General features: G+C 63.6%; 16 protein-coding genes. 9 read left to right on the top strand and 7 right to left on the bottom strand.

What is annotated here, in order from left to right; all coding sequences use genetic code 11:
- The first annotated feature begins 4 nt into the window (after nt 1-4).
- The gene (locus JM946_RS12020) at nt 5-2038 is read left to right on the top strand and encodes a carbon starvation CstA family protein (RefSeq protein WP_203167522.1); all 2034 of its coding nucleotides are present in this window, start codon (nt 5-7) and stop codon (nt 2036-2038) included.
- Between the two features lies 1 nt (nt 2039).
- Here the strand turns inward: JM946_RS12020 and JM946_RS12025 are convergent, their stop codons facing one another.
- The gene (locus tag JM946_RS12025) at nt 2040-2189 is read right to left on the bottom strand and encodes a hypothetical protein (protein WP_203167523.1); all 150 of its coding nucleotides are present in this window, start codon (nt 2187-2189) and stop codon (nt 2040-2042) included.
- 57 nt (nt 2190-2246) lie between these two features.
- Here JM946_RS12025 and JM946_RS12030 point away from each other — a divergent pair, with 57 nt between their 5' ends.
- Entirely contained in the window at nt 2247-2807 is a 561-nt protein-coding gene (locus tag JM946_RS12030; protein WP_230979595.1) for a hypothetical protein, read from the top strand.
- Between the two features lie 54 nt (nt 2808-2861).
- A complete protein-coding gene (locus JM946_RS12035; RefSeq protein ID WP_203167524.1) occupies nt 2862-3215 on the top strand; it encodes a DUF6152 family protein in 354 nt (117 codons plus the stop codon).
- 8 nt (nt 3216-3223) lie between these two features.
- Here JM946_RS12035 and JM946_RS12040 read toward each other — a convergent pair whose 3' ends face one another.
- Complete coding sequence (locus tag JM946_RS12040; protein WP_203167525.1) at nt 3224-3784, bottom strand: hypothetical protein; 561 nt, start codon at nt 3782-3784, stop codon at nt 3224-3226.
- A gap of 177 nt (nt 3785-3961) precedes the next feature.
- Between JM946_RS12040 and JM946_RS12045 the strand changes: the two genes are divergently transcribed.
- From JM946_RS12045 to JM946_RS12055, 3 genes are all read left to right on the top strand, one after another.
- Nucleotides 3962-7246, top strand: coding sequence for a LamG-like jellyroll fold domain-containing protein (locus tag JM946_RS12045; RefSeq protein ID WP_203167526.1), 3285 nt, complete (start codon nt 3962-3964; stop codon nt 7244-7246).
- Nucleotides 7247-7330: 84 nt separating this feature from the next.
- Nucleotides 7331-8902 carry a M48 family metalloprotease gene (locus JM946_RS12050; protein WP_203167527.1) on the top strand — a complete coding sequence of 524 codons (1572 nt, stop codon included), beginning with the start codon at nt 7331-7333 and terminating at the stop codon, nt 8900-8902.
- A 6-nt stretch (nt 8903-8908) separates the two neighbouring features.
- The gene (locus tag JM946_RS12055) at nt 8909-10168 is read left to right on the top strand and encodes a phospholipase D-like domain-containing protein (protein ID WP_203167528.1); all 1260 of its coding nucleotides are present in this window, start codon (nt 8909-8911) and stop codon (nt 10166-10168) included.
- An 11-nt stretch (nt 10169-10179) separates the two neighbouring features.
- On the opposite strand, the gene JM946_RS12060 is transcribed toward JM946_RS12055, so the two are convergent.
- The 3 genes from JM946_RS12060 to JM946_RS12070 form a co-directional block, all read right to left on the bottom strand.
- The gene (locus JM946_RS12060; protein WP_203167529.1) at nt 10180-10824 is read right to left on the bottom strand and encodes a nitrogen regulation protein NR(II); all 645 of its coding nucleotides are present in this window, start codon (nt 10822-10824) and stop codon (nt 10180-10182) included.
- Nucleotides 10825-10856: 32 nt separating this feature from the next.
- Nucleotides 10857-12521 (bottom strand): response regulator, encoded by a 1665-nt coding sequence (locus tag JM946_RS12065; protein WP_203167530.1) that lies wholly within the window; start codon nt 12519-12521, stop codon nt 10857-10859.
- 128 nt (nt 12522-12649) lie between these two features.
- Nucleotides 12650-19261, bottom strand: a complete 6612-nt coding sequence (locus tag JM946_RS12070; RefSeq protein WP_456115331.1) for a HAMP domain-containing protein — start codon at nt 19259-19261, stop codon at nt 12650-12652.
- Between the two features lie 532 nt (nt 19262-19793).
- Between JM946_RS12070 and JM946_RS12075 the strand changes: the two genes are divergently transcribed.
- The 3 genes from JM946_RS12075 to JM946_RS12085 are packed head-to-tail and all read left to right on the top strand — an operon-like array spanning nt 19794 to nt 20716.
- On the top strand, nt 19794-20180 hold the full coding sequence (locus tag JM946_RS12075; RefSeq protein ID WP_203167532.1) for a hypothetical protein: 387 nt from the start codon (nt 19794-19796) through the stop codon (nt 20178-20180).
- The gene (locus tag JM946_RS12080; protein WP_203167533.1) at nt 20180-20440 is read left to right on the top strand and encodes a DUF5985 family protein; all 261 of its coding nucleotides are present in this window, start codon (nt 20180-20182) and stop codon (nt 20438-20440) included. Before JM946_RS12075 ends, JM946_RS12080 begins: the two co-directional genes overlap by 1 nt.
- A gap of 3 nt (nt 20441-20443) precedes the next feature.
- The gene (locus JM946_RS12085; protein ID WP_203167534.1) at nt 20444-20716 is read left to right on the top strand and encodes a DUF5985 family protein; all 273 of its coding nucleotides are present in this window, start codon (nt 20444-20446) and stop codon (nt 20714-20716) included.
- Between the two features lie 25 nt (nt 20717-20741).
- Here JM946_RS12085 and JM946_RS12090 read toward each other — a convergent pair whose 3' ends face one another.
- Nucleotides 20742-23030, bottom strand: a complete 2289-nt coding sequence (locus JM946_RS12090) for an ATP-binding protein (RefSeq protein WP_203167535.1) — start codon at nt 23028-23030, stop codon at nt 20742-20744.
- 16 nt (nt 23031-23046) lie between these two features.
- Nucleotides 23047-23598 (bottom strand): YfiR family protein, encoded by a 552-nt coding sequence (locus JM946_RS12095; protein WP_203167536.1) that lies wholly within the window; start codon nt 23596-23598, stop codon nt 23047-23049.

Below are 23598 nucleotides of genomic sequence, written 5' to 3' on the forward strand. Positions count from 1 at the left end.
TTGAATGAATAAACTGGTTTGGTTGCTGATCGCCGTGGTCGGCGCGTTCGCCATCGGCGGGCTCGCCGTGCATCGGGGCGAGTCCATCAATGCGATGTGGATCATCGTCGCGGCCGGCTGCGTCTATGCCATCGGCTATCGGCTATATAGCAAGTGGGTAGCGGCGAAGGTGCTGGTGCTGGATGCAGCCCGCGCAACCCCTGCGGTGCGCATCAATGACGGCCGTGACTTCGTGCCGACCAACAAATGGATCGTGTTCGGTCATCACTTCGCCGCCATCGCCGGCCCGGGTCCGTTGATCGGCCCGACCCTGGCCGCGCAGTTCGGTTACTTGCCTGGCACGTTGTGGATCCTGGTCGGCGCGGTGCTCGGCGGCTGCGTGCAGGACATGACGGTGTTGTTCCTGTCCACACGACGCAACGGACGCAGCTTGGGACAGATGGCGCGCGACGAGCTCGGGCCGATCGGCGGTTATGCGGCCATGCTCGGCACGCTGGTGATCATGGTGATCCTCATCGCCGTGCTGGGCCTCGTGGTGGTCAACGCCATGCGCCACAGCCCGTGGGGCACGTCGACCGTATTCGCGACCATTCCCATCGCGCTGCTGATCGGCATCTACATGCGAGACATTCGTCCGGGCCGCGTGCTCGAGGCATCGGTGCTGGGCGTCGCGCTGCTGTTGTTCGCGGTGGTCGGCGGCGGCTGGATCGACAGTCATCCGACCTTGCGGACGTTCTTCGATCTCGACGCCATCACGCTGGCGTGGTTCGTCATCGGCTACGGCTTCATCGCCGCGGTGCTGCCGGTCTGGCTGCTGCTCGCGCCGCGCGACTATCTCTCGACGTTTCTAAAGCTCGGCACGGTGGTGCTGCTCGCCGTCTCGGTCATCGTGATGCGGCCCGACATTCAAATGCCGGCGTTGACGCAATTCATCGATGGCACGGGCCCGATCTTCGGCGGCACGCTGTTTCCGTTCGTGTTCATCACGATTGCGTGTGGCGCCATCTCGGGTTTTCACGCGCTGGTGTCCAGCGGCACCACGCCGAAGTTGATCGGCAACGAAGCCGATGTGCGCATGATCGGTTACGGCAGCATGATGCTGGAGTCGGGGGTCGCCATCATGGCGATGATCGCCGCGACCATGCTCGATCCAGGGGTGTTCTTCGCCATCAACAGCGGGCCCGGCGCGGTCGGCGCGACGCCGGAAGCGGCGGTCGCGACCATCACCAGCTGGGGCTTCCCGGTGACGGTCGAGCAGATGCAGGCGCTCGCGGCCGAGATGGGCGAGAGCACCTTGTTTGCTCGCACCGGCGGCGCGCCGTCGCTTGCGGTCGGCATGGCCAGCATTTTCGCCTCGACCTTCGGTCAGCACATGATGGCGCTGTGGTACCACTTCGCGATCATGTTCGAAGCGGTGTTCATCCTGACCACGCTCGACGCGGGCACGCGCGTCGGTCGCTTCATGCTCCAGGATGCGCTCGGGCACGTGTGGCCCAAGATGGGGCAGACCTCGTGGTACCCCTCGGTGCTGATTTCGAGCGCGTTGATCGTGGCGGGCTGGGGCTACTTCCTGTATATCGGAGTCATCGATCCGAACGGCGGCATCAATATTCTGTGGCCGTTGTTCGGTATCTCCAACCAGTTGCTGGCCGGCATCGCTCTGTGTATCTGCACGGGCATCCTGGTGAAGCAGGGTAAGGTGCGTTATTCGTGGGTAACGGGCGTGCCGCTGGCATGGCTCACGCTCGTGACCACCACGGCGACCTGGGAAAAGGTCGTCTCCGACGATGTGCGTATCGGCTTTCTGGCCGCTGCCGATCAGATCGCATCGAAACTGGCTGCTGGCACGCTGCCGCCCGAACAAGCGGCGGTCGCGCCACAGCTGATCTTCAATCAACGTCTCGATGCCGTGCTGGCGATCGTGCTGACCCTGATCCTCTGGATCGTGATCGCCGATACCGCCCGCGTGTGCTTGCGAGTCGTGCAAGGGTTGCCGGTGCCGCCCAGCTCGGAGGCGCCGGCTCGAGGAGCGGCATGATTCATTCGATTCGCAGATCTCTTCCCGCTAACACCTGGTCCACCGAGGACATCCGATTGCTGCGCCAACTGGCCACGAGCGGCGCATCGCTCGAGACGATGGCCGTCACGCTGCGCCGGACGCCCTCGGCGATCAGAAACAAGGCGACCATGCATGGCATCTCCCTCAGACGCTGCGGCGAGAGCTTGACTTCGGAAGCCGTCAGCGCATGAAACGGACTCTCCGCGCGGCGCTTGCAATCGCGACGCTGTACGGCGGGTCGCTCTGTGTCGCTCACGCGGCGCAGAGCCCGCTCGAAATCAACGCATGTGAGTTGCTGACGCCGGCGGAGATCAGCGCAGCCATCGGGCTGCCCGTCGATAACGGCCGTCGACAGGACGAGGGCATGTCGCGCGATGGGCAGTATTCATCGTCCTGCATCTGGATGATCGAGCCCGGCAAGGCGCCGGATGCAACCGCGCCGGCGCGGGGACGACGCTTCGTTATCCTCAACGCCATGCAGTGGCCGGCCGGCCGCGACATGGCCAGGAAATTCCTGCAGGCGTTTCACGATTCGGCCGAGAAGGGCATCATCGCCTCCAAGCCCTCGCCGCGAAAGTTCGGCGACGAAGCTTTATGGTGGGGCGATGGCCTGGCGGTGCGCCGGGGCGATGTGAGCTTCGGTCTTTCGGTGTTCATGCCACAGCGGAACGGAGTACGCACCAGCGCCATGGAAGAAAAACTCGCGCCACACGTGCTACGGCGGCTGGATCAAAAGAGCGCGGTCTGAAGTAAGATCCGGGCGTCCAAGTTCCCCAGTCTCCCAAGGCGTCCAGGAGGAACCATGTATCGCTTACGCACGCTGATCGTCACCGCCGTTGTCACCGGAGCGCTCGCCGGCACCGCGCTGGCTCACCATGGCTGGAGCGGTTACGAGTCGGAGCTGCAGAAGGTGTCGGGCGTCATCGAGCAGACCAGCTATGCCAATCCGCATGGCTCGATTCAGTTGAAGACCGCCGACAAGAGCTGGGAGGTCATCCTGGCGCCGCCTTCGCGCATGACCAATCGCGGTCTCACCGAAGCAATGCTCAAGGTCGGCACGACCGCGACGGTCGAAGGCTATCGGAGCACCAGCGATGAGCAGGAGATGCGCGCCGAGCGCATCACCGTCGCAGGCAAGACTGTCGAACTGCGCTAGTTCCTGTCCTAAGCGCGCACCAGCGTTCCGCCCGCGGCCTGCCATTCGTTTTGCAGATAGGCAGTGTCCGCGTCGGAACGCGCTTGCACGCCGATCAGCACGCCGCCCCCGCGGATGTGACTTTCGTATTCCTCGATGCGTCCCTTGGGAATGCCCCAATTGGTGAGCAGGCCGACCAGTCCACCGGCCACGCCCGCCGCTGCGCCGGCCGCCAATGCAACTGCGATCGGACCTGCGAAGATCACACCCGGAAGCAAAGCTGCCGTGCCTACGGCAGCAAGCGCGGTACCGATGGTTGCGGCCGTGCCGCCCGGCGGACCACCCACCTTGTCCGCGGCGGGTTGTTGCGACGGTTGTTTCTTTTCGGTGCTCTCGGCGGCCTTGTCGGCCAGCTCGGTTTCGACCTGATCGACTTTGAAATGGCGACGGCGGGTTTCCTCCGACAGCACCAGGTTGATGTCGTCACGCGTGTAGCCGCGCGACAACGCCGCTCCGTAGGCGCGCTCCACGCCGGCCGCGTCTGTGAACAATGCCGTCACCATCGCTGCATTGCCAATCGAAGGCGTCATAGGCCCCCCATGAAGATGATCGGGAGAGGATTGGGAGATGTTTGCTGCGGGATCGCTCCTGGCGGTTCACCTGCCCAACGCCATGCCGGCAGGGATCGTTCCGCCGCCTCGCCGCGATGACGGTTGCCATTCCTGATTTGTCTGAGTTATAAAGCCCTCCTCAGACGGGGGAACAACATGCAAGCAATAAGAACGGCGCTCGCCGCGGGCGTGCTGCTGATCGTGGGCGGCTGTCTGCTCGATGCGCCCGATCCGACGGTCGACGCCAACGCCATCACTCACAACGACCTGGCGGTTCACGATCCATCGGTGATTCGCGCCGACGACGGCAGTTTCTATGTATTCGGCTCGCATCTGGCGGCGGCGCGCAGCACCGATCTGATGAACTGGCAGTACGTCGCCAATGGCGTGGACCCGACCAATCCGCTGTACAGCACGATTCCTGCCGCGGGCAACGAGTGGACCGGAGCGCCAGGCTCCTGGGCCGCCGATGTCATCAAGCTCAAGAACGGCAAATATCACTTCTACTACAGCTTCTGCGGCATTCCGCCGGACGGCGAGTGCACCGGGCCGCGCTCCTATCTCGGCCTGGCCACGTCGGATCACATCGACGGGCCATACGTCGATCAAGGCATCTTTCTGCGCTCGGGCATGTCGGCGGCCGAGATTGCCGCGGGGTATGGGCCCGAAGGCATCGAACGTTACGACGCGACCATTCATCCCAATACCATCGACCCGGATGTTTTCTACGATCGGCAGGGCCGCTTGTGGATGACCTACGGCTCGTACTCCGGCGGCATCTTCATCCTGCGAATGGACGAAACCACCGGCAAGCCGCTGCCCGGACAAGGCTACGGCAAACACCTGGCGGGCGGCGACCACAGCGCCATCGAAGGCAGCTACATTCTTTACAGCCCGCAGACCGGCTATTACTACCTGTTCGCATCGTTCGGCGGCTTTGTTTCCACCGACGGTTACAACATTCGCATCGCACGCTCGCGCAATCCCGATGGGCCCTATCTCGACGCGGCAGGGCGCGATCTGGCGCAGGCCCGTGGCAATTGGGACAGCATCGCGCCGTATGGAGTGAAGCTGATGGGCGGCTTCAACTTCGCGGCCGCACCGGGCGACCGGGAAAGCTCGCGCGGCTATGTTTCGCCAGGCCACAACTCCGCGTATTACGATCCTGCAACCAAGAAACATTTCCTCATCACTCACACACGATTTCCGAACCGGGGCGAAGCGCATTCGATCCGGGTGCACGAGCTGTTCGTCAATGCCGATGGCTGGCTGGTCGCCTCCCCGCATCGCTATGTGCCCATTCAGGGCAACAACATCGTCGACGCCAACGATGCGCTGGGCGATTACAAGTTCATCGATCTGGGCAAGGACATCAACCGGCAACCCAAGCAGTCGGTCTATGTTTCCTTGAACGCCGACTACACCATCAGCGGCGAAGTCACCGGCCAGTATCGGCGTTATTTCGCCGACCCGAGCCGCATCAGCATCCAGCTGGACGGCGTGGCGCAGAGCTTCGAGGGCCGGCTCGCGTGGCAATGGAACGAAGCGGCGGGTCGCCTCGTGCCGGTGTTCACGGCGGTGAACAGCGAAGGCGTGTCGATCTGGGGCTCGAAGCTCGAAAAGCGCACCACACGCCAGGCGCTCAAGGACGTGGCCGCCAGTTTGACGCTGCCCGAGACGATCAAGGGCGGCACATTGGATCTGCCGACGCGCGGCACGCGTGCGGCCACTATCGTGTGGAGCTCGAGCGATACCTCGGTCATTCAGGCCGATGGCACGGTCAATCGGCCCAACGTGGGTGAGGGCGACCGCACCGTCACGCTCACGGCGACCATCACATTGAATGGCGTCACCACGCGGCGTGAGTTTCAGGTCACGGTGCCGGCGCGGCTGCCGTTCAATCGCGTGGCGCATTTCGGTTTCGAGAATTCGTTGGGCGAGCAGCTCGGGCGCTTTACCGCCGCCACCGCCACTGGCGATCGCATCTGGAATGTGGGCGCGGTGGGGTTCGGCGCCGGTCAGCAAGGACAGGCGGTGGATCTGGATGGCGCTTCAGGTGTGTTGCTGCCCGAGGGAGTGATCGACAACTACGAATACACCGTGTCGTTCTGGGCGCATCCACGGACGCTGACTGGATTTACGCCGGCGTTTTTCGGCGCGGTCGATGAGCAAACCGACGCCGCCGGCATGCCGTCCTCGAACCGTTGGATCAGCCTGGTGCCGCAGAGCTGGGACGGCAACACCATGCTGTGGAGTGGCAGCGAAGCGTGGTTCGACGGTAGCGCCGGCGAACGAATCCCGGCGAATGCCTGGACGCACGTGGCGTTCTCGGTGAATCGCGGCGTCGTGTCCGTGTACTTGAACGGCGTGCGCAAGTTCTCCGCTGGAACGCTCAGCGATTTCTTCAGCACGCGCGCCGGCAAGTTCGCGCTCGGCGTGAACTACTGGGATGCGCCGTTCAACGGCCTGATCGATGAGTTGAAGATCTATGAGGCAAGCTTGTCGGCCGCCGAAATTCGCGGCCTGGACATCGATGGTTTGTCCGGCCCGCAGTTGTTGCAGTCGGCGGTGCAGATTCTCGATCTGGGCAATGTGAGCGCCGTGCAGGACGATCTGCCGCTGTTGCGTACCGGGCCTTACGCGTCGGCGGTGAGCTGGCAATCTTCGCGCCCGGAGGTGGTGAGCCCGACCGGTGAGGTGACGCGTCCGGGACGCGACTCGCCCGATGTGGACGTGACATTGACGGCCACCCTTACCTTGAACGGGATGCAGGCCACCAAGACGTTCAACGTGACAGTGCGTTCGCTCGCGCCGCCGTCGCCGGTTGCCGCGTATGACTTCGAGAACGATCTGAATGCATCGGCCGGAGCATTTGGACCGGGTGTCGTGGTCGGCAGTCGGCCCGATCAGGGCGGCGGCGACGTTTCGTTTGCAGCGGGCGCGGCAGGCCGCGCTCTGGTGCTGAACGGCGCCTCGGGCGTGCGCTTGCCGGACGGGCTCATCGACGATCACAGCTATTCCATTTCGCTCTGGCTGCAGCCCACGGCGGTGTCGCAGTTCACGCCCGCGCTGTTCGGCTGGGCCAGCGATTCGAGCTGGATCAGCGTGTTGCCGCGTGGCCCGGGCTCGACACAACCGACCATGCTGTGGTCGGGCACCGCCTGGTTCGACGGCTCGTTCAACACATCGATCCCAGTGGGCGCCTGGTCGCATCTGGTCATGACGGTCGATCAGGGCACGTTGCGGCTGTATCTGAATGGCGCGCTGGTCAACACGATGACGGGTTTCCCGGATGTGTTCACGCCCGCCGCGCAGCGGCAGTTCGCGCTCGGCGTGAACTTCTGGGATACGCCGTACCAGGGGCTGATCGATCAGCTGAAGATCTACGATGAACCGGTGGGCGCCGAACAGGTGGCGCAGTTGTACGCCGAAGGCGGCTGAGGGCTGACGGAACAAATCGCCGCTATCGCTCATCAATCCGGAGGGCCGTAAACTCTTCCAACTCCACTGACACGGGTCACGCCCATGCGTATCGCAAAGCTGCTGTGCTTACCGCTTCTGGCTGTCTGGCTGAGCGCGTGCGGCGTCAACCCGGTCACGGGCAAAAAGGAGATTCAGTTCATCTCCGAGGCCCAGGAGATAAAGCTCGGCGAGCAGCACTACGCACCCACCCAACAGAGCGAGGGCGGCGATTTCGACGTGCTGCCGGATCTCACCGCCTACGTGCAGGAAGTGGGGCAGAAGCTGGCCGCGGTGGCGGATCGTCAGCTGCCGTACGAGTTCGTGGTGCTGAACAATCCCGTGCCCAATGCCTGGGCGCTGCCGGGCGGCAAGATCGCGATCAACGTCGGTTTGTTGTCGGAGCTGAAGAACGAGGCCGAGCTCGCCGCCGTGCTCGGGCACGAGATCGTGCATGCGGCCGCAAGGCACGGCGCCAAGGCGCAGGAACGCGGCACCCTCATGCAGGTCGGGCTGGCCGCGGCGCAGATCGGTGCAGCCATCAGCGACGTCGACGCCACCGTCGCCAATCTGGCGCTCAGCGGGGCGGGCGTCGGCGCGCAGCTGATCCAACAGAAGTACGGTCGGGATCAGGAGCTGGAGAGCGACGAGTACGGCATGAAGTACATGAAGGCGGCCGGCTATGATCCGCAGGGCGCCATCACCTTGCAGGAAACATTCGTGCGGCTGTCGCAACAGGAAGGCGCCAAGGCCCGCGGCTGGCTGGAAGGCTTGTTTGCTTCGCATCCGCCGTCGGAAGAGCGCGTCGCCAAGAACAAGGAAACCGCCGCGCGCCTTGGCGCCGGTGGCGATCTCGGTCAGGAGCGCTACCAGGCCCGGTTGCAGCCGTTCCGCAAGATCGAACCCGCCTATGACAAGTTCGAGCAAGCCATGGTGGCGGCCCGTGCCAAGGAGTACAGCAAGGCGCAGTCGCTGGTGGAGGAGGCCATCAAGATCGAGCCGAAGGAAGGCCGCTTCCACGAGTTCCTGGGCGAGATGCAGCTGGCGCAGAAGAAGCCCGAACAGGCCATCGCGCACTATCAAAAGGCCATCGATCTGAATCCCGATTATTTCGGTTCGTATCTCGGCGCGGGCGTCGCGCAGTTTCAGACCGGCAATAAAGCGCGGGCCGAAGAGTGGCTGACCAAGAGCGTCGAGCTGCTACCCACCGCCCCGGCGGCTTATTACCTGGGAACGATCGCGCGCGACCGCGGCGATCGCGGCAAGGCGATGGAATATTTCCGAGCGGCTGCGACCTCGCAGAGCCAGATCGGGCAGCGCGCCGCGGCTGAGTTCGTGCGCATGGACTTGCCGCAGAACCCGGGCAATTACGTGGCCACGCAAGGGCAGATCGATGCGCAGGGTCGCGTCGTCGTGGTCATTCAAAATCGCTCGCCGGCGCCGCTGGTCGGCATTCAAGTGACGCCGGTGCTCGTCGACGGTGCAGGGCGGGTTGCGCAGCAAGGCGCGCCGGTCGTGATCCGCTCGGTCGTGCAACCCGGGCAGCAAGCCGCGGCTCAGACAGGCATCGCCAGCATCGCTCAGGCGCAGTTGCCGTACCTGAGATTCCGCGTCGATGGCGCCAAGGTGGCCGAGTAAGCCCGCGTGTGGAACGCGTTGCTGGCGTTTGTGGCCGGCGCGCTGCTGTCGGCCGTTTATTTCCTGCTGAAGAATCGCCGCCACACACCCTATCTGAATCTCGATCTGGAGGCGCTACCGGCGCTGAACGAAGACCTGCAGACGCTCGCCGGGCTGACGGACGGCGTGGTGAGCGCCGGCAACGACTGTCGGATCCTGCAGAATGGCGCATTATTTCCTGCGATGGAAGCGGACATCGCCGCCGCACGGCATTGCATCCATCTGGAAACATTCGTCTGGACCGCGGGCACGCTCGAGCGTCGTTTTGTCGAGCTGCTCAGTCGCAAAGCGCGCGAAGGGGTCAAGGTCCGGCTGCTCATCGATGCGATGGGCGGCATCGGCAGCGATGACGAGAACTTGAAGCGCGCCGCCGCGGCGGGTGTGGAGCTGTCGCTCTACTGCAAGCCCCACTGGTGGAATCTGCGCCGCTTCAATCACCGCACGCATCGCAAGCTGCTGATCGTCGACGGCCTGGTCGGCTACACGTTCGGACATGGCATTGCCGACCAATGGCTGGGCAATGGCGAGGATGAGAAACATTGGCGCGACACTGCCGTGCGCGTCGAAGGGCCGGCGGTGCAGGGATTGCAGGCGGTGTTCGTCGAGAACTGGATCGAGGAGAGCCATTGCGTGCCGACGGGCGAGGGCTGCTTTCCGCAGCTCGAGGCCAAAGGCGACAGCGATGCGCACGTGGTCAGCAGCGCATCGGGAGATGCGATTTCTTCCGTGGCGTTGCTCTACACCGTCGCCATCGCCTGTGCGCGCCGCGAAGTCATCATTCAGAATCCCTATTTCGCGCCGGACGACGGCATGTGCGATCTGCTGGCAATGATGGCCAAGCGCGGCGTGGCGGTTCATCTGATGGTTCCCGGCAAGCATACCGACAGTCCGTTCGTGCGTCGCGCGGGCTGTCACTTGTACGGCCGATTGCTCGCCGGCGGCGTGCGGTTATATGAGTTCGAGCCCACCTTGCTGCATCAGAAGATCGTCATCGTGGATGAGATCTGGTCGCACATCGGCTCCACCAATTTCGATGCGCGCTCGCTGTCGTTGAACGAAGAGGCAGGCATCGGCATCCGAGATGCGAACCTCGCGCGAGAGCTCAAGGGAGCGTTCGAGAACGACTTGCGCCGTAGTCGCGAGTTGACGCTGGAACAGTGGCGACGACGGCCGTGGCGTAGCCGGGCGTTCGACTGGATCGCGTACCGGGTACACGATCAGCTCTAGCCAGCCGCCCTCTAAGAAGCAGGCAGCTGCACGCGGACTTCGTGTCCGCCATTCGCGCCAGGCTTGCTCTCGATGACGCCGGAGAGCTCCGCCACGATGCCTGTCACCGCCTCCTCGATGAACGACGATGGGCGGGCTTGGGTGCGCGAATCGATGATCTCGAACTGCACGCGGCCTTGCACGGTGCGGCCCGCGATGCGAGTTTCACCGCCGCTCGGTTGCGCATCGATGCTTTCGGTCAACAGCGCAAGACCAAGCAATCGCAGCCGGCAGGGCGGCGCGGTCACTCTGAGATCGTCGCTGAAGTCCTGCCGTATGCGGATGTTGTTGCGAGCCGCATCGTTGGTCAGGAACTTCGCCAGATCCATCAGCAGCTCTCGCATCGATACCGCCACTGGCGACTGCGGCTCCGGAGCCAGGCTGTCCAGCACGCGCTCGAGACCGCGCTCGTGATTGGTGATGGCCTGTTGCACGAAGCTGGTCAGCTGATCGAGCGGCACCGCGAGCGGCTTGGTAGCGCGGGCTGCTCGCGTCAGCGCATCGACGCCGCCGAACAGGCCCTGCAGACCATTGCGCAAGTCATGCGCATAGGCTCGTCGACAGCGACGGTTGATGTAGGTGCGCAGTGCGTCTTCCAGCAGGGCAGTGTCTTTCACGGTAGTGTTTCTGTCCCGGGTCGGCGCGAGCGCTACGACCTGACGGTGGTTTCGGCCTGCAGTCTTTGCGCTTTATCCAGAATGTCTTCCAGCGCGGGCAGGCCGATGGGTTTGCGGAAGTGTAGATCGAAGCCGGCATCGCTGGCGCGTTGCAGATCTTCGCTCTGGCCCCAGCCGCTCACGGCGACCAGGAACAATCGCGAGCCCCACGGCTCGCTGCGGATGCGACGCGCCACTTCGTAGCCGTCGAGAATCGGCATGCCGATGTCGAGCAGCGCGACATCGGGACGCCAGGCGCTCAACGCTTGCAGCGTTTCAGCGCCGTCGGACGCCTTGCGCACTTCGTGGCCACAGATCTCGAGCAGCATGGCAAGGCTTTCCAGCGCATCGGCGTTGTCGTCGGCGACCAGCACTCGCAGGCGCTGCGCCGCGGCCGGGATAGCGGCGGGCTCGGGCTCGACGGGCGCAGGCGGGGCGATGCCCGACATCAAAGGCAGGCGCACGGTGAATTCGCTACCGAGATTCGGACCGGGGCTGGTCGCGGTGACTGTGCCTCCATGCAGCTCGACCAGTTGGCGCACCAACGCGAGGCCGATGCCGAGGCCGCTGGGCAGATGGCCCGAGTCCTCGTGCACGCGAGAGAACAGATTGAACAGCTTCGGCAGCGCCTCGGAGGTGAGGCCGATGCCCGAGTCCTTCACCGAGAACACCGCATACGAGCCTTCGACCCTGGCGCGCAGCTGGATGGTGCCGCTGGTCTGCATGTACTTGGCGGCGTTGTTGAGCAGGTTGCTCAGGATCTGCACCAGTCGCGTCGGATCGCCCTCGACCATCTCGTGGTCGCCGGCGCTGTCGATCTGCAGCTGGTGCTGATGGGCCGAGATGATGGGCTGTGCCGCCTCGATCGAGCGATCGAGGATGGTGCGCAAGGTCAGCAGCTCCTTGTTGAGCTTGATGGTGCCGCGGGAGATGCGGGACACGTCCAGCAGGTCATCGACCAGCCGGCTCAGGTGCGTGGTCTGCCGATCGATCACTTCGCGAGCCCAGCGCAACTGTGGATGTTCCAGCGGCATCAGCGACATCACATCGACTGCCGCGCGGATCGGGGCGAGCGGATTTCGCAGCTCGTGCGCGAGAATGGCGATGAACTCGTCCTTGTGACGATCGGCGTCGCGCAGGGCGGCGTTCGCCTGTTCGAGATTGCGATTGACGCGCTCCAGCTCGCGAGCCTTCTCGTTCTGCAACGTGGCGTTGGCTTCGGCGAGGCTGCGATTCAAACGTTGCAGCTCGCGGCGCTGCACGTACAGCTCCACCAGCACCGAGACCTTGCTGCGCAGGATCTCCGGCACGATGGGAATGGAGACGTAGTCCACCGCGCCCAGCCGATAGCCTTTCAAGGCGTCGAACTCGGAGTCGTGCACGCCGGTGACGAAAATGATCGGGATGCTCTCGAAGCGCGGATGATCGTGGATCATGGCCGCGGTCTCGAAGCCGTCCATGCCCGGCATGCTCACGTCGAGCAGGATGACGGCGAAGTCGTCCTCCAGCAGGCGCTGCAGAGCCTGCTCGCCCGAGCGGGCGCTGATCAGGTTTTGCCCGAGGCCCGCCAGGACGGACTCGTACGAGAGCAGCCTGCTCGGCTGGTCGTCGACCAGCAGGATGTTGACTCGCTCGGTGATGGACGCGGCGGCGTTCACTTGCTTCAGCTGCGACTTCCAAAGGTCAGGCCTGGCACTTTGCCGGGCAGGTCCAATCGACTTGGTCTTACGATCATCGGTTGCGTCATGGTCAGGATAGTCGATGCGTCCGGTGGCGGGTTCATGGCCTAAGGTTGAAGCCACATTCTTACCAGAGACAGCAACTGCGCTGTATCGACGGGTTTCGCAACGTAGTCGGACGCGCCGGCTTCCAGGCATTTCTCCCGGTCGCCCTTCATGGCCTTGGCGGTCAAAGCGATAATCGGCAGCAGGCGGAACTTGGCGTTGCCGCGGATCCGGCGCATGGTTTCGTAACCGTCCATCTCCGGCATCATCACGTCCATCAGCACCAGCGACAGGTCCTCGGTGGATTCCACCAGCTTGATCGCGTCCATGCCGTTGCTGGCGTTGATCACTTGCATGCCGCGCCGCTCCAGCACGCTGTTCAAGGCGAAGATGTTGCGCACGTCGTCGTCGACCACCAGCACCTTGCGGCCGTGCAGGGGCTCGTCGCCCTCGTGCAGCGCCTCGATCATTTTCTGCTTGGCCGGCGGCAGATTGGTGACCACCCGGTGCAGGAACAGGGCAGTCTCATCCAGCAGCCGTTCCGGCGAGCGCACGCCCTTGAGCACGATGCTCTTGGCCTTGGTGCGCAGCTCCTGTTCTTCGGAGGCCGACAAGTCGCGGCCGGTGAACACCACGATCGGGGTGTCGCGCAGCTTCGGATCTGTCTGGATCTCTGTGAGCAGATCGAAGCCGGAGACGTCGGGCAGACGCAGGTCGAGCACCACGCAGTCGAATTGCCGGCTGCGCATGGCCTGCAGGGCTTCCTGCCCGCTGCCGACCGCGGTGATGGTCACGTCGTCGAAGCCGATCAGCTCGGCGATGCTGAGCTGCTCGGCCGGATCGTCTTCCACCACCAGCAGATCGCGCACGTTGGCGGCCGCGAATTTGCGAATCTTCTGCAGCGCCGCCGCGAGCTCATCAGTAGTGGCGGGCTTGTTCATGAACGCGTATGCGCCGCGCTCGAGGCTGTACTGCCGCTCTTCCTCGACGGTGAGGATCTGCACTGGAATGTGTCGGGTGGCCGGGTTCTGCTTGAGCTGATTCAATACCGTCCAACCGAGCATGTCGGGCAGGAACACGTCGAGGGAGATGGCGGTGGGTCGATACTTGCGCGCCAGCGCGAGGCCGTCGGCGCCAGTCTTGGCGACCAGGGCCTTGAAGCCATTGTCGCGCGCCAGGTTCAGCAGCACCTTGCCGTAGTGAGGATCGTCTTCGATGATCAACAGAATCCGATCGTCGGCCTGCAGCTCGTTGCGATCGTCCACCAGCTCTTCGGCTCGCAACGGCAGGGCCAGCGGTTGGAACGGCGTGCTCGGCACGGGCGCCGCTCCCGGCTGAGCGCTCCGCTGCCGATAAGCCGAGCCCACGTAGGCCAGCGGCAGATACAGCGTGAAGGTGCTGCCCTGATTGGGCACGCTGACCAGGCGCAGCTCGCCGCCGAGCAGATGAGCGAGCTCGCGACTGATGGCGAGGCCGAGGCCGGTGCCGCCGTATTTGCGTGACGTGCCCGCGTCGGCCTGCTGGAACGCTTCGAAGATGATCTTTTGTTTCTCGGGCGCGATGCCGATGCCCGTATCGCTCACCGAGAAGGCCACCACCGCGGCGACCTGATTCAGCACCGGGTGATCGGAGCTCCAGCCAGACTCGGCCAGCCGCACGCGCAAGGTTACGCCGCCTTGGGCGGTGAACTTGAACGCGTTCGACAGCAGGTTCTTCAGCACCTGCAGCAGTCGCTTCGGATCGGTCGAGATCTGTCGGCCGAGCGCCGGATCGAAGTCGGTGGTGAACTGCAGCGTGCGCGCTTCGGCTTCATGCCGGAAGTTTCGCTCGATGGTCTCGCGCAGATGCGAGAACAACAGCTCTTCCGACTCGACGGTGACCGTGCCGGACTCGATCTTGGACAGATCCAGAATGTCGCTGATCAGATTCAAAAGGTCGGTGCCGGCGCCATGGATGGTCTTGGCGAATTCGATCTGCCGCGGCGTCAGATTCTCATCGGCATTCTCGGCCAGCTGCTGGCCCAGAATCAGAATGCTGTTGAGCGGCGTGCGCAGCTCGTGCGACATGTTGGCCAGGAACTCGGATTTGTAACGCGAGGTGAGGGCGAGCTCGGTCGCCTTTTCTTCCAGCGCGCGCCGCGCCAGCTCGATCTCTTCGTTCTTGCGCTCCACTTCCGCGTTCTGCTCGGCCAGCAGCATGGCCTTGTTGGCCAGCTCTTCGTTGGTCTGCTGCAGCTCTTTCTGCTGAGTCTGCAACTCGCCGGCGAGCTCCTGCGATTGTTTCAACAGGCCTTCGGTGCGCATCGTGGCTTCGATGGTGTTGAGCACCACGCCGATACTGCCGGCGAGCTGCTCGAGAAAGGCCAGCTGCGAGGCGGTGTACTCGTGCAGCGATGCAAGCTCGATGACCGCCTTCGCCTGGCCTTCGTACAGAATCGGCAGGGCGATGACGTTACGCGCACGCGCGGCGATCAAGCCGCTGCGGACATGGATGGAATCGGGCGGCACGTTCTCGAGCAGGATGCGACGGCCGTCGGCGGCCGCCTGGCCGACCAGACCTTCGCGCAAGGCCCATTGCCGGCGTTCGCCGCGATTGGCGTCAGCGTAGGTGGCGAATTCCTTCAGCACCTTCTGTCCGCCATCGAGCTCGGCGATATACAAAATCGCCTGTTGCGCGCCGACCAGTGGCGCAAGCTCCGCGAGCAGCATCTCGCCCATGGTCACGAGGTCGCGTTGACCTTGCATCATGCGGCTGAACTTTGCGAGGTTGGTCTTCAGCCAGTCCTGCTCGGTGTTGCGCTCGGTGGTCTCGCGCAAGTTGCCGATCATCGCGTTGATGTTGTCCTTCAGCTCGGACACTTCGCCACGCGCGTCGACCTGAATGGAGCGGGTGAGGTCGCCCTTGGTGACGGCGGTGGCCACTTCGGCGATGGCGCGCACCTGCGTGGTGAGATTCGCGGCCAGCAAGTTCACGTTTGCAGTCAGATCTCTCCAGGTGCCGGCCGCGCCGGGCACGTTGGCTTGTCCGCCGAGTCGACCTTCCACGCCCACTTCGCGCGCCACGCTGGTCACCTGGTCGGCGAAGGTGGCGAGAGTGGTGGTCATGCTGTTGATGGTTTCCGCGAGCGCCGCGACTTCACCCTTGGATTCCACGGTGAGGCGCTGACGCAAATCGCCGTTGGCCACGGCCGTCACCACTTTCACGATGCCGCGCACCTGGTTGGTGAGGTTGTTGGCCATCGTGTTGACGTTGTCGGTGAGGTCTTTCCAGATGCCGGCGACGCCCGGCACCGCGGCCTGACCGCCGAGTTTGCCTTCGGTGCCCACCTCACGCGCCACGCGCGTCACTTCGGCGGCGAACGAGTTGAGCTGGTCCACCATCGTGTTGATGGTTTCTTTCAACTGCAGAATCTCGCCTTTCACGTCTACCGTGATCTTGCGTGACAAGTCGCCACGCGCAATGGCCGTCGACACCTCGGCGATGTTTCTCACCTGGCCAGTGAGATTCGACGCCATGGAGTTCACGTTGTCGGTGAGATCTTTCCAGGTGCCCGCGACGCCCGGCACGATGGCCTGACCGCCGAGCTTGCCTTCGGTGCCCACCTCACGCGCCACGCGCGTTACTTCGGCGGCGAAGCCGTTGAGCTGGTCGACCATCGTGTTGATGGTCTCTTTCAGCTGCAGGATTTCGCCACGCACGTCCACTGTGATCTTGCGAGACAAGTCACCTTTGGCGATGGCCGTCGCTACTTCGGCGATGTTGCGCACCTGGCCGGTGAGGTTCGAGGCCATGGAGTTCACGTTGTCGGTGAGGTCCTTCCACACACCCGACACGTCCTTCACTTCGGCCTGGCCGCCGAGCTTGCCTTCGGTGCCCACTTCACGCGCCACGCGCGTCACTTCGGCGGCGAAGCCGTTGAGCTGGTCGACCATCGTGTTGATGGTTTCCTTCAGCTGCAGGATTTCGCCTTTCACGTCCGCCGTGATCTTGCGAGACAAGTCGCCGTTGGCGATGGCCGTGGCCACTTCAGCGATGTTACGCACCTGGCCAGTGAGGTTGCCGGCCATGGAATTCACGTTGTCGGTGAGATCTTTCCAGACGCCGCTGATGCCTTTGACTTCGGCCTGGCCACCGAGCTTGCCTTCGGTGCCCACTTCGCGCGCCACGCGCGTCACTTCGGCGGCGAAGCCGTTGAGCTGGTCGACCATCGTATTGATGGTTTCCTTCAGCTGGAGGATTTCGCCTTTCACATCCACGGTGATCTTGCGCGACAGGTCGCCGCGCGCGATGGCGGTGGAGACTTCGGCAATGTTTCTCACCTGGCCGGTGAGGTTCGAGGCCATCGAGTTCACATTGTCGGTGAGATCTTTCCAGGTGCCCGCGGCGCCTGGCACGAAAGCCTGACCGCCGAGCTTGCCTTCGGAGCCCACCTCACGCGCCACGCGGGTCACTTCGGAGGCGAACGAGCGCAGCTGATCCACCATGGTATTGATGGTTTCTTTCAGCTGCAGAATCTCGCCGCGCACGTCCACCGTGATCTTGCGCGACAAGTCGCCGCTGGCGATAGCGGCGGCTACGTCGGCGATGTTGCGCACCTGGCCGGTGAGGTTCGAGGCCATGGAATTCACGTTGTCGGTGAGGTCCTTCCACACACCCGACACGTCTTTCACTTCGGCCTGGCCACCGAGCTTGCCTTCGGTGCCCACTTCACGCGCCACGCGCGTTACTTCGGCGGCGAAGCCGTTGAGCTGGTCGACCATCGTGTTGATGGTTTCTTTCAGCTGCAGGATTTCGCCTTTCACGTCCACGGTGATCTTGCGAGACAAGTCGCCACGCGCCACCGCGGTGGTCACCTCGGCAATGTTTCTCACCTGGCCGGTGAGGTTGGTGGCCATGGCGTTGACCGAGTCGGTCAGGTCTTTCCAGGTGCCTGCGACGCCAGGCACGATGGCCTGGCCGCCGAGCTTGCCTTCGGAGCCCACTTCACGCGCCACGCGCGTCACTTCGGAAGCGAAGGAGCGCAGCTGATCCACCATCGTGTTGATGGCTTCCTTCAGCTGCAGAATCTCGCCGCGCACGTCCACCGTGATCTTGCGCGACAGGTCGCCGTTGGCCACGGCGATGGTCACTTCGGAAATGTTTCGGACCTGGCCGGTGAGGTTGCCGGCCATGGAGTTCACGTTATCGGTGAGATCCTTCCACACGCCGCTGATGCCCGGCACGATGGCCTGGCCGCCGAGCTTGCCTTCGGTGCCCACTTCGCGCGCCACGCGCGTCACTTCGGCGGCGAAGCCGTTGAGCTGGTCGACCATCGTGTTGATGGTTTCTTTCAGCTCCAGAATCTCGCCTTTCACGTCTACCGTGATCTTGCGAGACAAGTCGCCACGGGCCACCGCGGTGGTCACTTCAGCGATGTTACGAACCTGGCCGGTGAGGTTCTTGGCCATGGCGTTGACCGAGTCGGTCAGGTCTTTCCAGGTGCCTGCGACGCCCGGCACGATCGCCTGGCCGCCGAGCTCGCCTTCAGAGCCCACTTCACGCGCCACGCGCGTGACCTCGGAGGCGAACGAGCGCAGCTGGTCCACCATCGTGTTGATGGCTTCCTTCAGCTGCAGAATTTCGCCGCGCACGTCCACCGTGATCTTGCGCGACAAGTCGCCGTTGGCCACCGCGATGGTCACTTCGGAAATGTTTCGGACCTGGCCGGTGAGGTTGGAGGCCATCGAGTTCACGTTGTCGGTGAGGTCTTTCCACACGCCCGACACGTCTTTCACTTCGGCCTGGCCACCGAGCTTGCCTTCGGTGCCCACTTCACGCGCCACACGAGTCACTTCGGCAGCGAAGCCGTTCAGCTGGTCTACCATCGTGTTGATGGTTTCCTTCAGCTGCAGGATTTCGCCTTTCACGTCCACGGTGATCTTGCGAGACAGGTCGCCTCGCGCCACCGCGGTGGTCACCTCGGCGATGTTTCTCACCTGGCCGGTGAGGTTCGCGGCCATGGAGTTCACCGAGTCGGTCAAGTCTTTCCAGGTGCCTGCGACGCCGGGCACCACGGCCTGGCCGCCGAGCTTGCCTTCGGAGCCCACTTCACGCGCCACGCGCGTGACCTCGGAAGCGAAGGAGCGCAGCTGGTCCACCATCGTGTTGATGGCTTCTTTCAACTGCTGGATTTCGCCGCGCACGTTGACGGTGATCTTGCGAGACAAGTCGCCGCTGGCGATGGCGGTGGCCACCTCGGCGATGTTGCGCACCTGACCGGTGAGATTGCCGGCCATCGAATTCACATTGTCGGTGAGATCCTTCCAGGTGCCGGCGGCGCCGGGCACCGAAGCCTGACCACCGAGCTTGCCTTCGGTGCCGACCTCGCGGGCCACGCGCGTCACTTCGGATGTGAACAGGCCCATCTGTTCGATCATCGTGTTGACGATGGTCGCCGAGCGCAGGAACTCACCTTTCAACGGCCGGCCATCGACCTCGAGCCGCACGGTCTGCGACAGATCGCCCTTGGCGACCGCGGTGATGGTGCGAGTCACTTCGGCGGTTGGCCAGAGCAGGTCGTCGATGAGCGTATTGAAGGAGCCCTCCATGTCGCCCCAGGCGCCCGAACGGCGATCGAAGGCGACGCGGTGCCGGGTCTTGCCTTCCTTGCCCACCACCTGGCCGGCCCGCGACATTTCCTGGGCCAGGCGCTGATTGGAGGCGATAATCTCGTTCAAGGTCTCGGCGATCTTGCCTTCGAGACCTTCGTAGTCCCCCTGGATGCGCACCGAAAAGTCGCCATCGCGTACCGCTTGCAGGGTGAGCAGCAGATTCTTCAGATCGAACGGCAACGGCGCCTTGGCCGTGGAGCGGCCAGCGGGTATTTTTTTCACGGGCGCTTTGGCGATGCGACGACGGACTCTCGCGGGGGTTTGCATTCAAAGCTCCGGATCAATACGACAGGCGGCCCGGCGGCGGCGGGAGGAGGCGGGCGCGAAATGGCAGGCTGGCTGGACCAAGCGGTTGTTGTTGCTTCACGAGCGGAAGGAAGCTATCCATTCGTCGCTGCACGTGCAACCCTTACATCAGTCTTCCGACCCCGGGTAGAAACTTCACGACAAAAATTGGGTCGCGAAGGAACTTTCAGCGTAGGTAGACATTTTACAAGGTTCAGCAGGACAGTGATTATAACGAGCATGAGCATCCAAGGTCGAACGAGCGGGTGAGATGACGGGAGCGATTGACCCAGAGGTCGAGCGATTCATCCTCGACTACATCGACACGGTGCCTCACCTCGAGGCCTTGTTGCTGATCTTCCAGTCGCCCACCACCGTGTGGACGGTGGGAGAGCTGGCCGCGCGCATCTATGTCAACGAGAAACAAGCCGGAGGCATCCTGGAAGATCTGACGCGCCGTTCGCTGATCGCGCGCGTCGAGCAGTCGCCACTGAAGTATCAATACGCCGAGCGATCGGAGGCGCAGACCCAATCGCTGCACAAGGTGGCCCAGTCCTATCGCACGCAGCTGGTGCAAGTGACACGATTCATCCACTCGAATGCCTCGGCGTCGGTGCGCGATTTCGCGCGGGCATTCCGACTCAAGGACAACGACTGATGGCCAGCCTCGTTTATCTGCTAGGTGCCCTCGTTACGGCCACGTGCTGCATCCTGTTGTTGCGTGGCTTCGCCCGGTCGCGCAGCCGCCTGTTGCTGTGGAGCGGACTGTGCTTCGGCGGTCTCACCATTTCGAATGCGCTGCTGTTCATCGACCTTGGAGTGCTGGGCCCCGAGCAGAGCCTGTACATGTGGCGACTCGGCACGGCCGCCGCGGCGATGCTGTTGCTGGTTTACGGCCTGGTCTTCGAGAGCGAGTGAGTCATGATTGAGGGCTTCTTCCTGGGAGTGATCGTCACCGCGTCGCTGACCGCCGCCGGTTTTTTCTGGCGCTTCTATCGGCAGACCCGAGACACTCTGTTCCTGGCGTTCGCGGCGGCGTTCGCCATCGAAGGCATCAATCGCATTGCGTTTTTGATGGTGGACAAGCCCAGCGAAGGCAGTCCCGTCATCTATTCGGTACGGCTGGTGGCGTTCCTGCTGCTGCTCGGCGCCATCGTGGCCAAGAACCGCGAGACCCCCAGCAACAAGAGGTAACAAGAGGTAACTAGAGGTAAAGGACTCACGGCCTGCGAAGCGCATCCAGTCGATCGCGAATCAGCTGACCGATCTCGGCCACCGTATTCGGCTTCATGACGACGTCCCGCACGCCGATCTGTTCGGCGCGTCGTTCATCTTCGCTGCGGACGTAGCCGGAGGTGATGATGATGGGCAGATCGGGGCGGATCTGCAGCAGTTCTTCCGCCAGATCCATGCCGCTCATGCCGGGCATGCCGAGATCGGACAAGACCAGATCGAAGCGGCGGGGATCGGCCCGCACGGCGTCGATGGCGTCCATCGGCCGCGTCATGCCGGTGACCTTGTAGCCCATGCGTTCCATCATTCGGGTCACCAGATGCACCAGCTGGTCTTCGTCATCGACATACAGCACGCGTTCGCCGCGGCCTGATGTCACGGCGGCCGGCGCGGTTGCTTGAGAGACTTCGGCCGCTTTGCGGTCCGCGGCTGGAAGATAGACGTCAAATACAGTGCCCGCGCCGGGCTCGCTTCGGACCAGGATGGCGCCGCGGTGGCCCCTCACGATGCCATGCACGACCGACAGCCCGAGTCCCGTGCCTTCGCCGTGCGCCTTGGTGGTGAAGAACGGCTCGAACACGCGCTCGAGCGCTTCAGGCGGAATTCCCGTGCCCGTGTCCGCCACCGAGATGCGCAGGTAATGGCCTGGATGCACATCGGGTGACGGACTGTCGAGCAGCGACTCGATGCGTGCGCTCGCCAGTCGAATCGTCAGTGTGCCGCCATGCGCCTGCATAGCGTCGCATGCGTTTTTGCCGAGGTTCATCAACACCTGATGGACCTGCGTGGCGTCGGCCATGACGGCGGGCAGGTCGGGCTCGGCTTCCAGACGCATCTCGATCATCCTCGGCACGGCCGCCCGCAACAGGCGCAGCGCTTCCTCCACCACCGGCCGCAGATCGATGAGGTGCTGAATGTTCTGTTCCGGGCGGCTGAACGCCAGGATCCCGCGCACCAGATCCCTGGCGCGCGAGGTCGCTCGCTTGATTTCGTGCAGCGACACCGCAGCCGGATGATTCGGCGAGAGATCCTCGATGGCGAGCTGGGCATTGCCGGAGATGGCGGTGAGCACGTTGTTGAAATCGTGCGCGATGCCGCCGGCCAGCGTGCCGAGCGCTTCCATTTTCTGCGCTTGACGCAGCTGAGCTTCCAGCACGGCACGCTGCTTATCGGCTCGTTTGCGCTCGGTGATGTCGTGGAACACGACGTTGACGCCGATGATGTTGCCGAGTTCATCAAGCAGGGCGTGATGGTTGCCGATCCAGCATTGTGAGAAACCATCCGTAGCGGCCCCGGTCTGGAACTCGACGTCCGCCACTGGCTCGCCGGTTTCGAGCACCTGCCGGCATATCGGCGCGAGCGTGATGGCCAGCGCAGGTGTCGCTTCCTCGAGCGTGCGGCCGATCAACGCCGTGATCGGCTGACCGGTCAGTTCTCCCATGTGCTTGTTGGCGCGCACGTAGCGCAGCTCTCGATCGATCACGCATAGACCGACCTGCGCATTGGCGTAGATCGCTTCGATCTCGATCAGCTGGCGACGCGCCGTTTCCTCGCTGTGCTCGAGCGCGCGTTCGCGTTCTTCGACCGCGTCGAGCATGGCGTTGAAGTCGCGCGCAAGCTGGCCGACCTCGTCGTTGCTCGTGATGGCGACTCGCCGCCGATAATCCCGCAGCCGAGTGACGTCACGCGCAGTGGTGGCCAGCGCTTGCACCGGTTCGGAGAACGCACGCCGCAGCGTGATCGACAACATGATGGCCAGCGCCAACAGCGATAACGCCACCGCGCCGAGCAGCGCTGCATATTCCAACAGGCGATGGGCGAGCGGCCGAGGCAGCATGGCCATCCACAACTCCGCGCGCGGCCTGCCTTGCGAGCCGATGTTGTAAGACGTGAGGATGTGTCCGGCGGCGACCAGTTGATCCCGGACTGTCGGATCGGCGAAGTCTACCGGCTGCGTGCCCGGGCGCCGATACTCGGCAAACAACACACCGCCTTCCAGCAGGATCGCCAGGGCTTCGATGTCCGGATCGCGTCCGAGCGCGTTCAGATATTGATTGGCGGTGCGTGCATCTTCGAACTCCACGGCCGCGGTCACGATGGAGGCAATGCTTTGTACCTGCTCGTGCGCCTCCGCGATGGTCCGAGGCCGATACGTGGTCGATTCGTAAACGGCGGCAACGGCGACCGCCAGCAACAATGCTCCTGCCGCAGCCAGCGCCACGAGCAGCAACAACCTGCGCTGGAGCGGCTGGTTGTTGAAGGCGAAGGGCGTCATGGTATTTCCTGCGGCTTCAGATGCCAGGGTTGTCGCGATGGACTTTGCGCGCCGCCACCAGCATCTGCGAGCTTGCGCTCAAGCCGGCTCGTTGCATGGAGGGGAGGCTGGCGTCGAAGCGAATGCGTGCCTTTCCGTCAGCGATTTCGCGTACGAAACACAGCGCCGCGCCGTGTCCCAAGGCGTCGGGATCCTCGGTGATGGTAAGCACCGGTTCGCCGGCGAGCGCATCGAGCCACTGCCTGGTTTGTTCCAAGGTGGCGCTGCCAAGGAACAACACATGACAACCTTGTGCTGCCTGCACGTCCGGGAGGCGACGGACGTTCAAGGCACGGTGCTGGCTTCGCTGGCCCGCCATCGTCTTGTCCAGCACCGAGCCAAAGGGATCCGTGCCCAGCAGACAGATCTCGAGCGGGGCATCGGCGCTGGTGAAGGCGCCCTTCGGCCACTCGACATAGCGGGTGAACAGCAGGATGTAACCGGCCTTGATGCTGTACTCCGGCGCGGTGCTCACATTCGCTGCGAGCGCCGCCGCGGAAACAAACATCAGCCAGGCTAGCCAACGCAT

The organism is Steroidobacter gossypii (assembly GCF_016801985.1).
GTDB lineage: Bacteria > Pseudomonadota > Gammaproteobacteria > Steroidobacterales > Steroidobacteraceae > Steroidobacter > Steroidobacter gossypii.

Bases quoted from the DNA above. Each gene is read 5' to 3' on its own strand.
- JM946_RS12020 (WP_203167522.1), top strand. From the start codon at position 5: ATGAATAAACTGGTTTGGTTGCTGATCGCCGTGGTCGGCGCGTTCGCC.
- JM946_RS12025 (WP_203167523.1), bottom strand. From the start codon at position 2,189: ATGGTCGCCTTGTTTCTGATCGCCGAGGGCGTCCGGCGCAGCGTGACG.
- JM946_RS12030 (WP_230979595.1), top strand. From the start codon at position 2,247: ATGAAACGGACTCTCCGCGCGGCGCTTGCAATCGCGACGCTGTACGGC.
- JM946_RS12035 (WP_203167524.1), top strand. From the start codon at position 2,862: ATGTATCGCTTACGCACGCTGATCGTCACCGCCGTTGTCACCGGAGCG.
- JM946_RS12040 (WP_203167525.1), bottom strand. From the start codon at position 3,784: ATGACGCCTTCGATTGGCAATGCAGCGATGGTGACGGCATTGTTCACA.
- JM946_RS12045 (WP_203167526.1), top strand. From the start codon at position 3,962: ATGCAAGCAATAAGAACGGCGCTCGCCGCGGGCGTGCTGCTGATCGTG.
- JM946_RS12050 (WP_203167527.1), top strand. From the start codon at position 7,331: ATGCGTATCGCAAAGCTGCTGTGCTTACCGCTTCTGGCTGTCTGGCTG.
- JM946_RS12070 (WP_456115331.1), bottom strand. From the start codon at position 19,261: ATGTCGCGGGCCGGCCAGGTGGTGGGCAAGGAAGGCAAGACCCGGCAC.
- JM946_RS12075 (WP_203167532.1), top strand. From the start codon at position 19,794: ATGACGGGAGCGATTGACCCAGAGGTCGAGCGATTCATCCTCGACTAC.
- JM946_RS12080 (WP_203167533.1), top strand. From the start codon at position 20,180: ATGGCCAGCCTCGTTTATCTGCTAGGTGCCCTCGTTACGGCCACGTGC.
- JM946_RS12085 (WP_203167534.1), top strand. From the start codon at position 20,444: ATGATTGAGGGCTTCTTCCTGGGAGTGATCGTCACCGCGTCGCTGACC.
- JM946_RS12090 (WP_203167535.1), bottom strand. From the start codon at position 23,030: ATGACGCCCTTCGCCTTCAACAACCAGCCGCTCCAGCGCAGGTTGTTG.
- JM946_RS12095 (WP_203167536.1), bottom strand. From the start codon at position 23,598: ATGCGTTGGCTAGCCTGGCTGATGTTTGTTTCCGCGGCGGCGCTCGCA.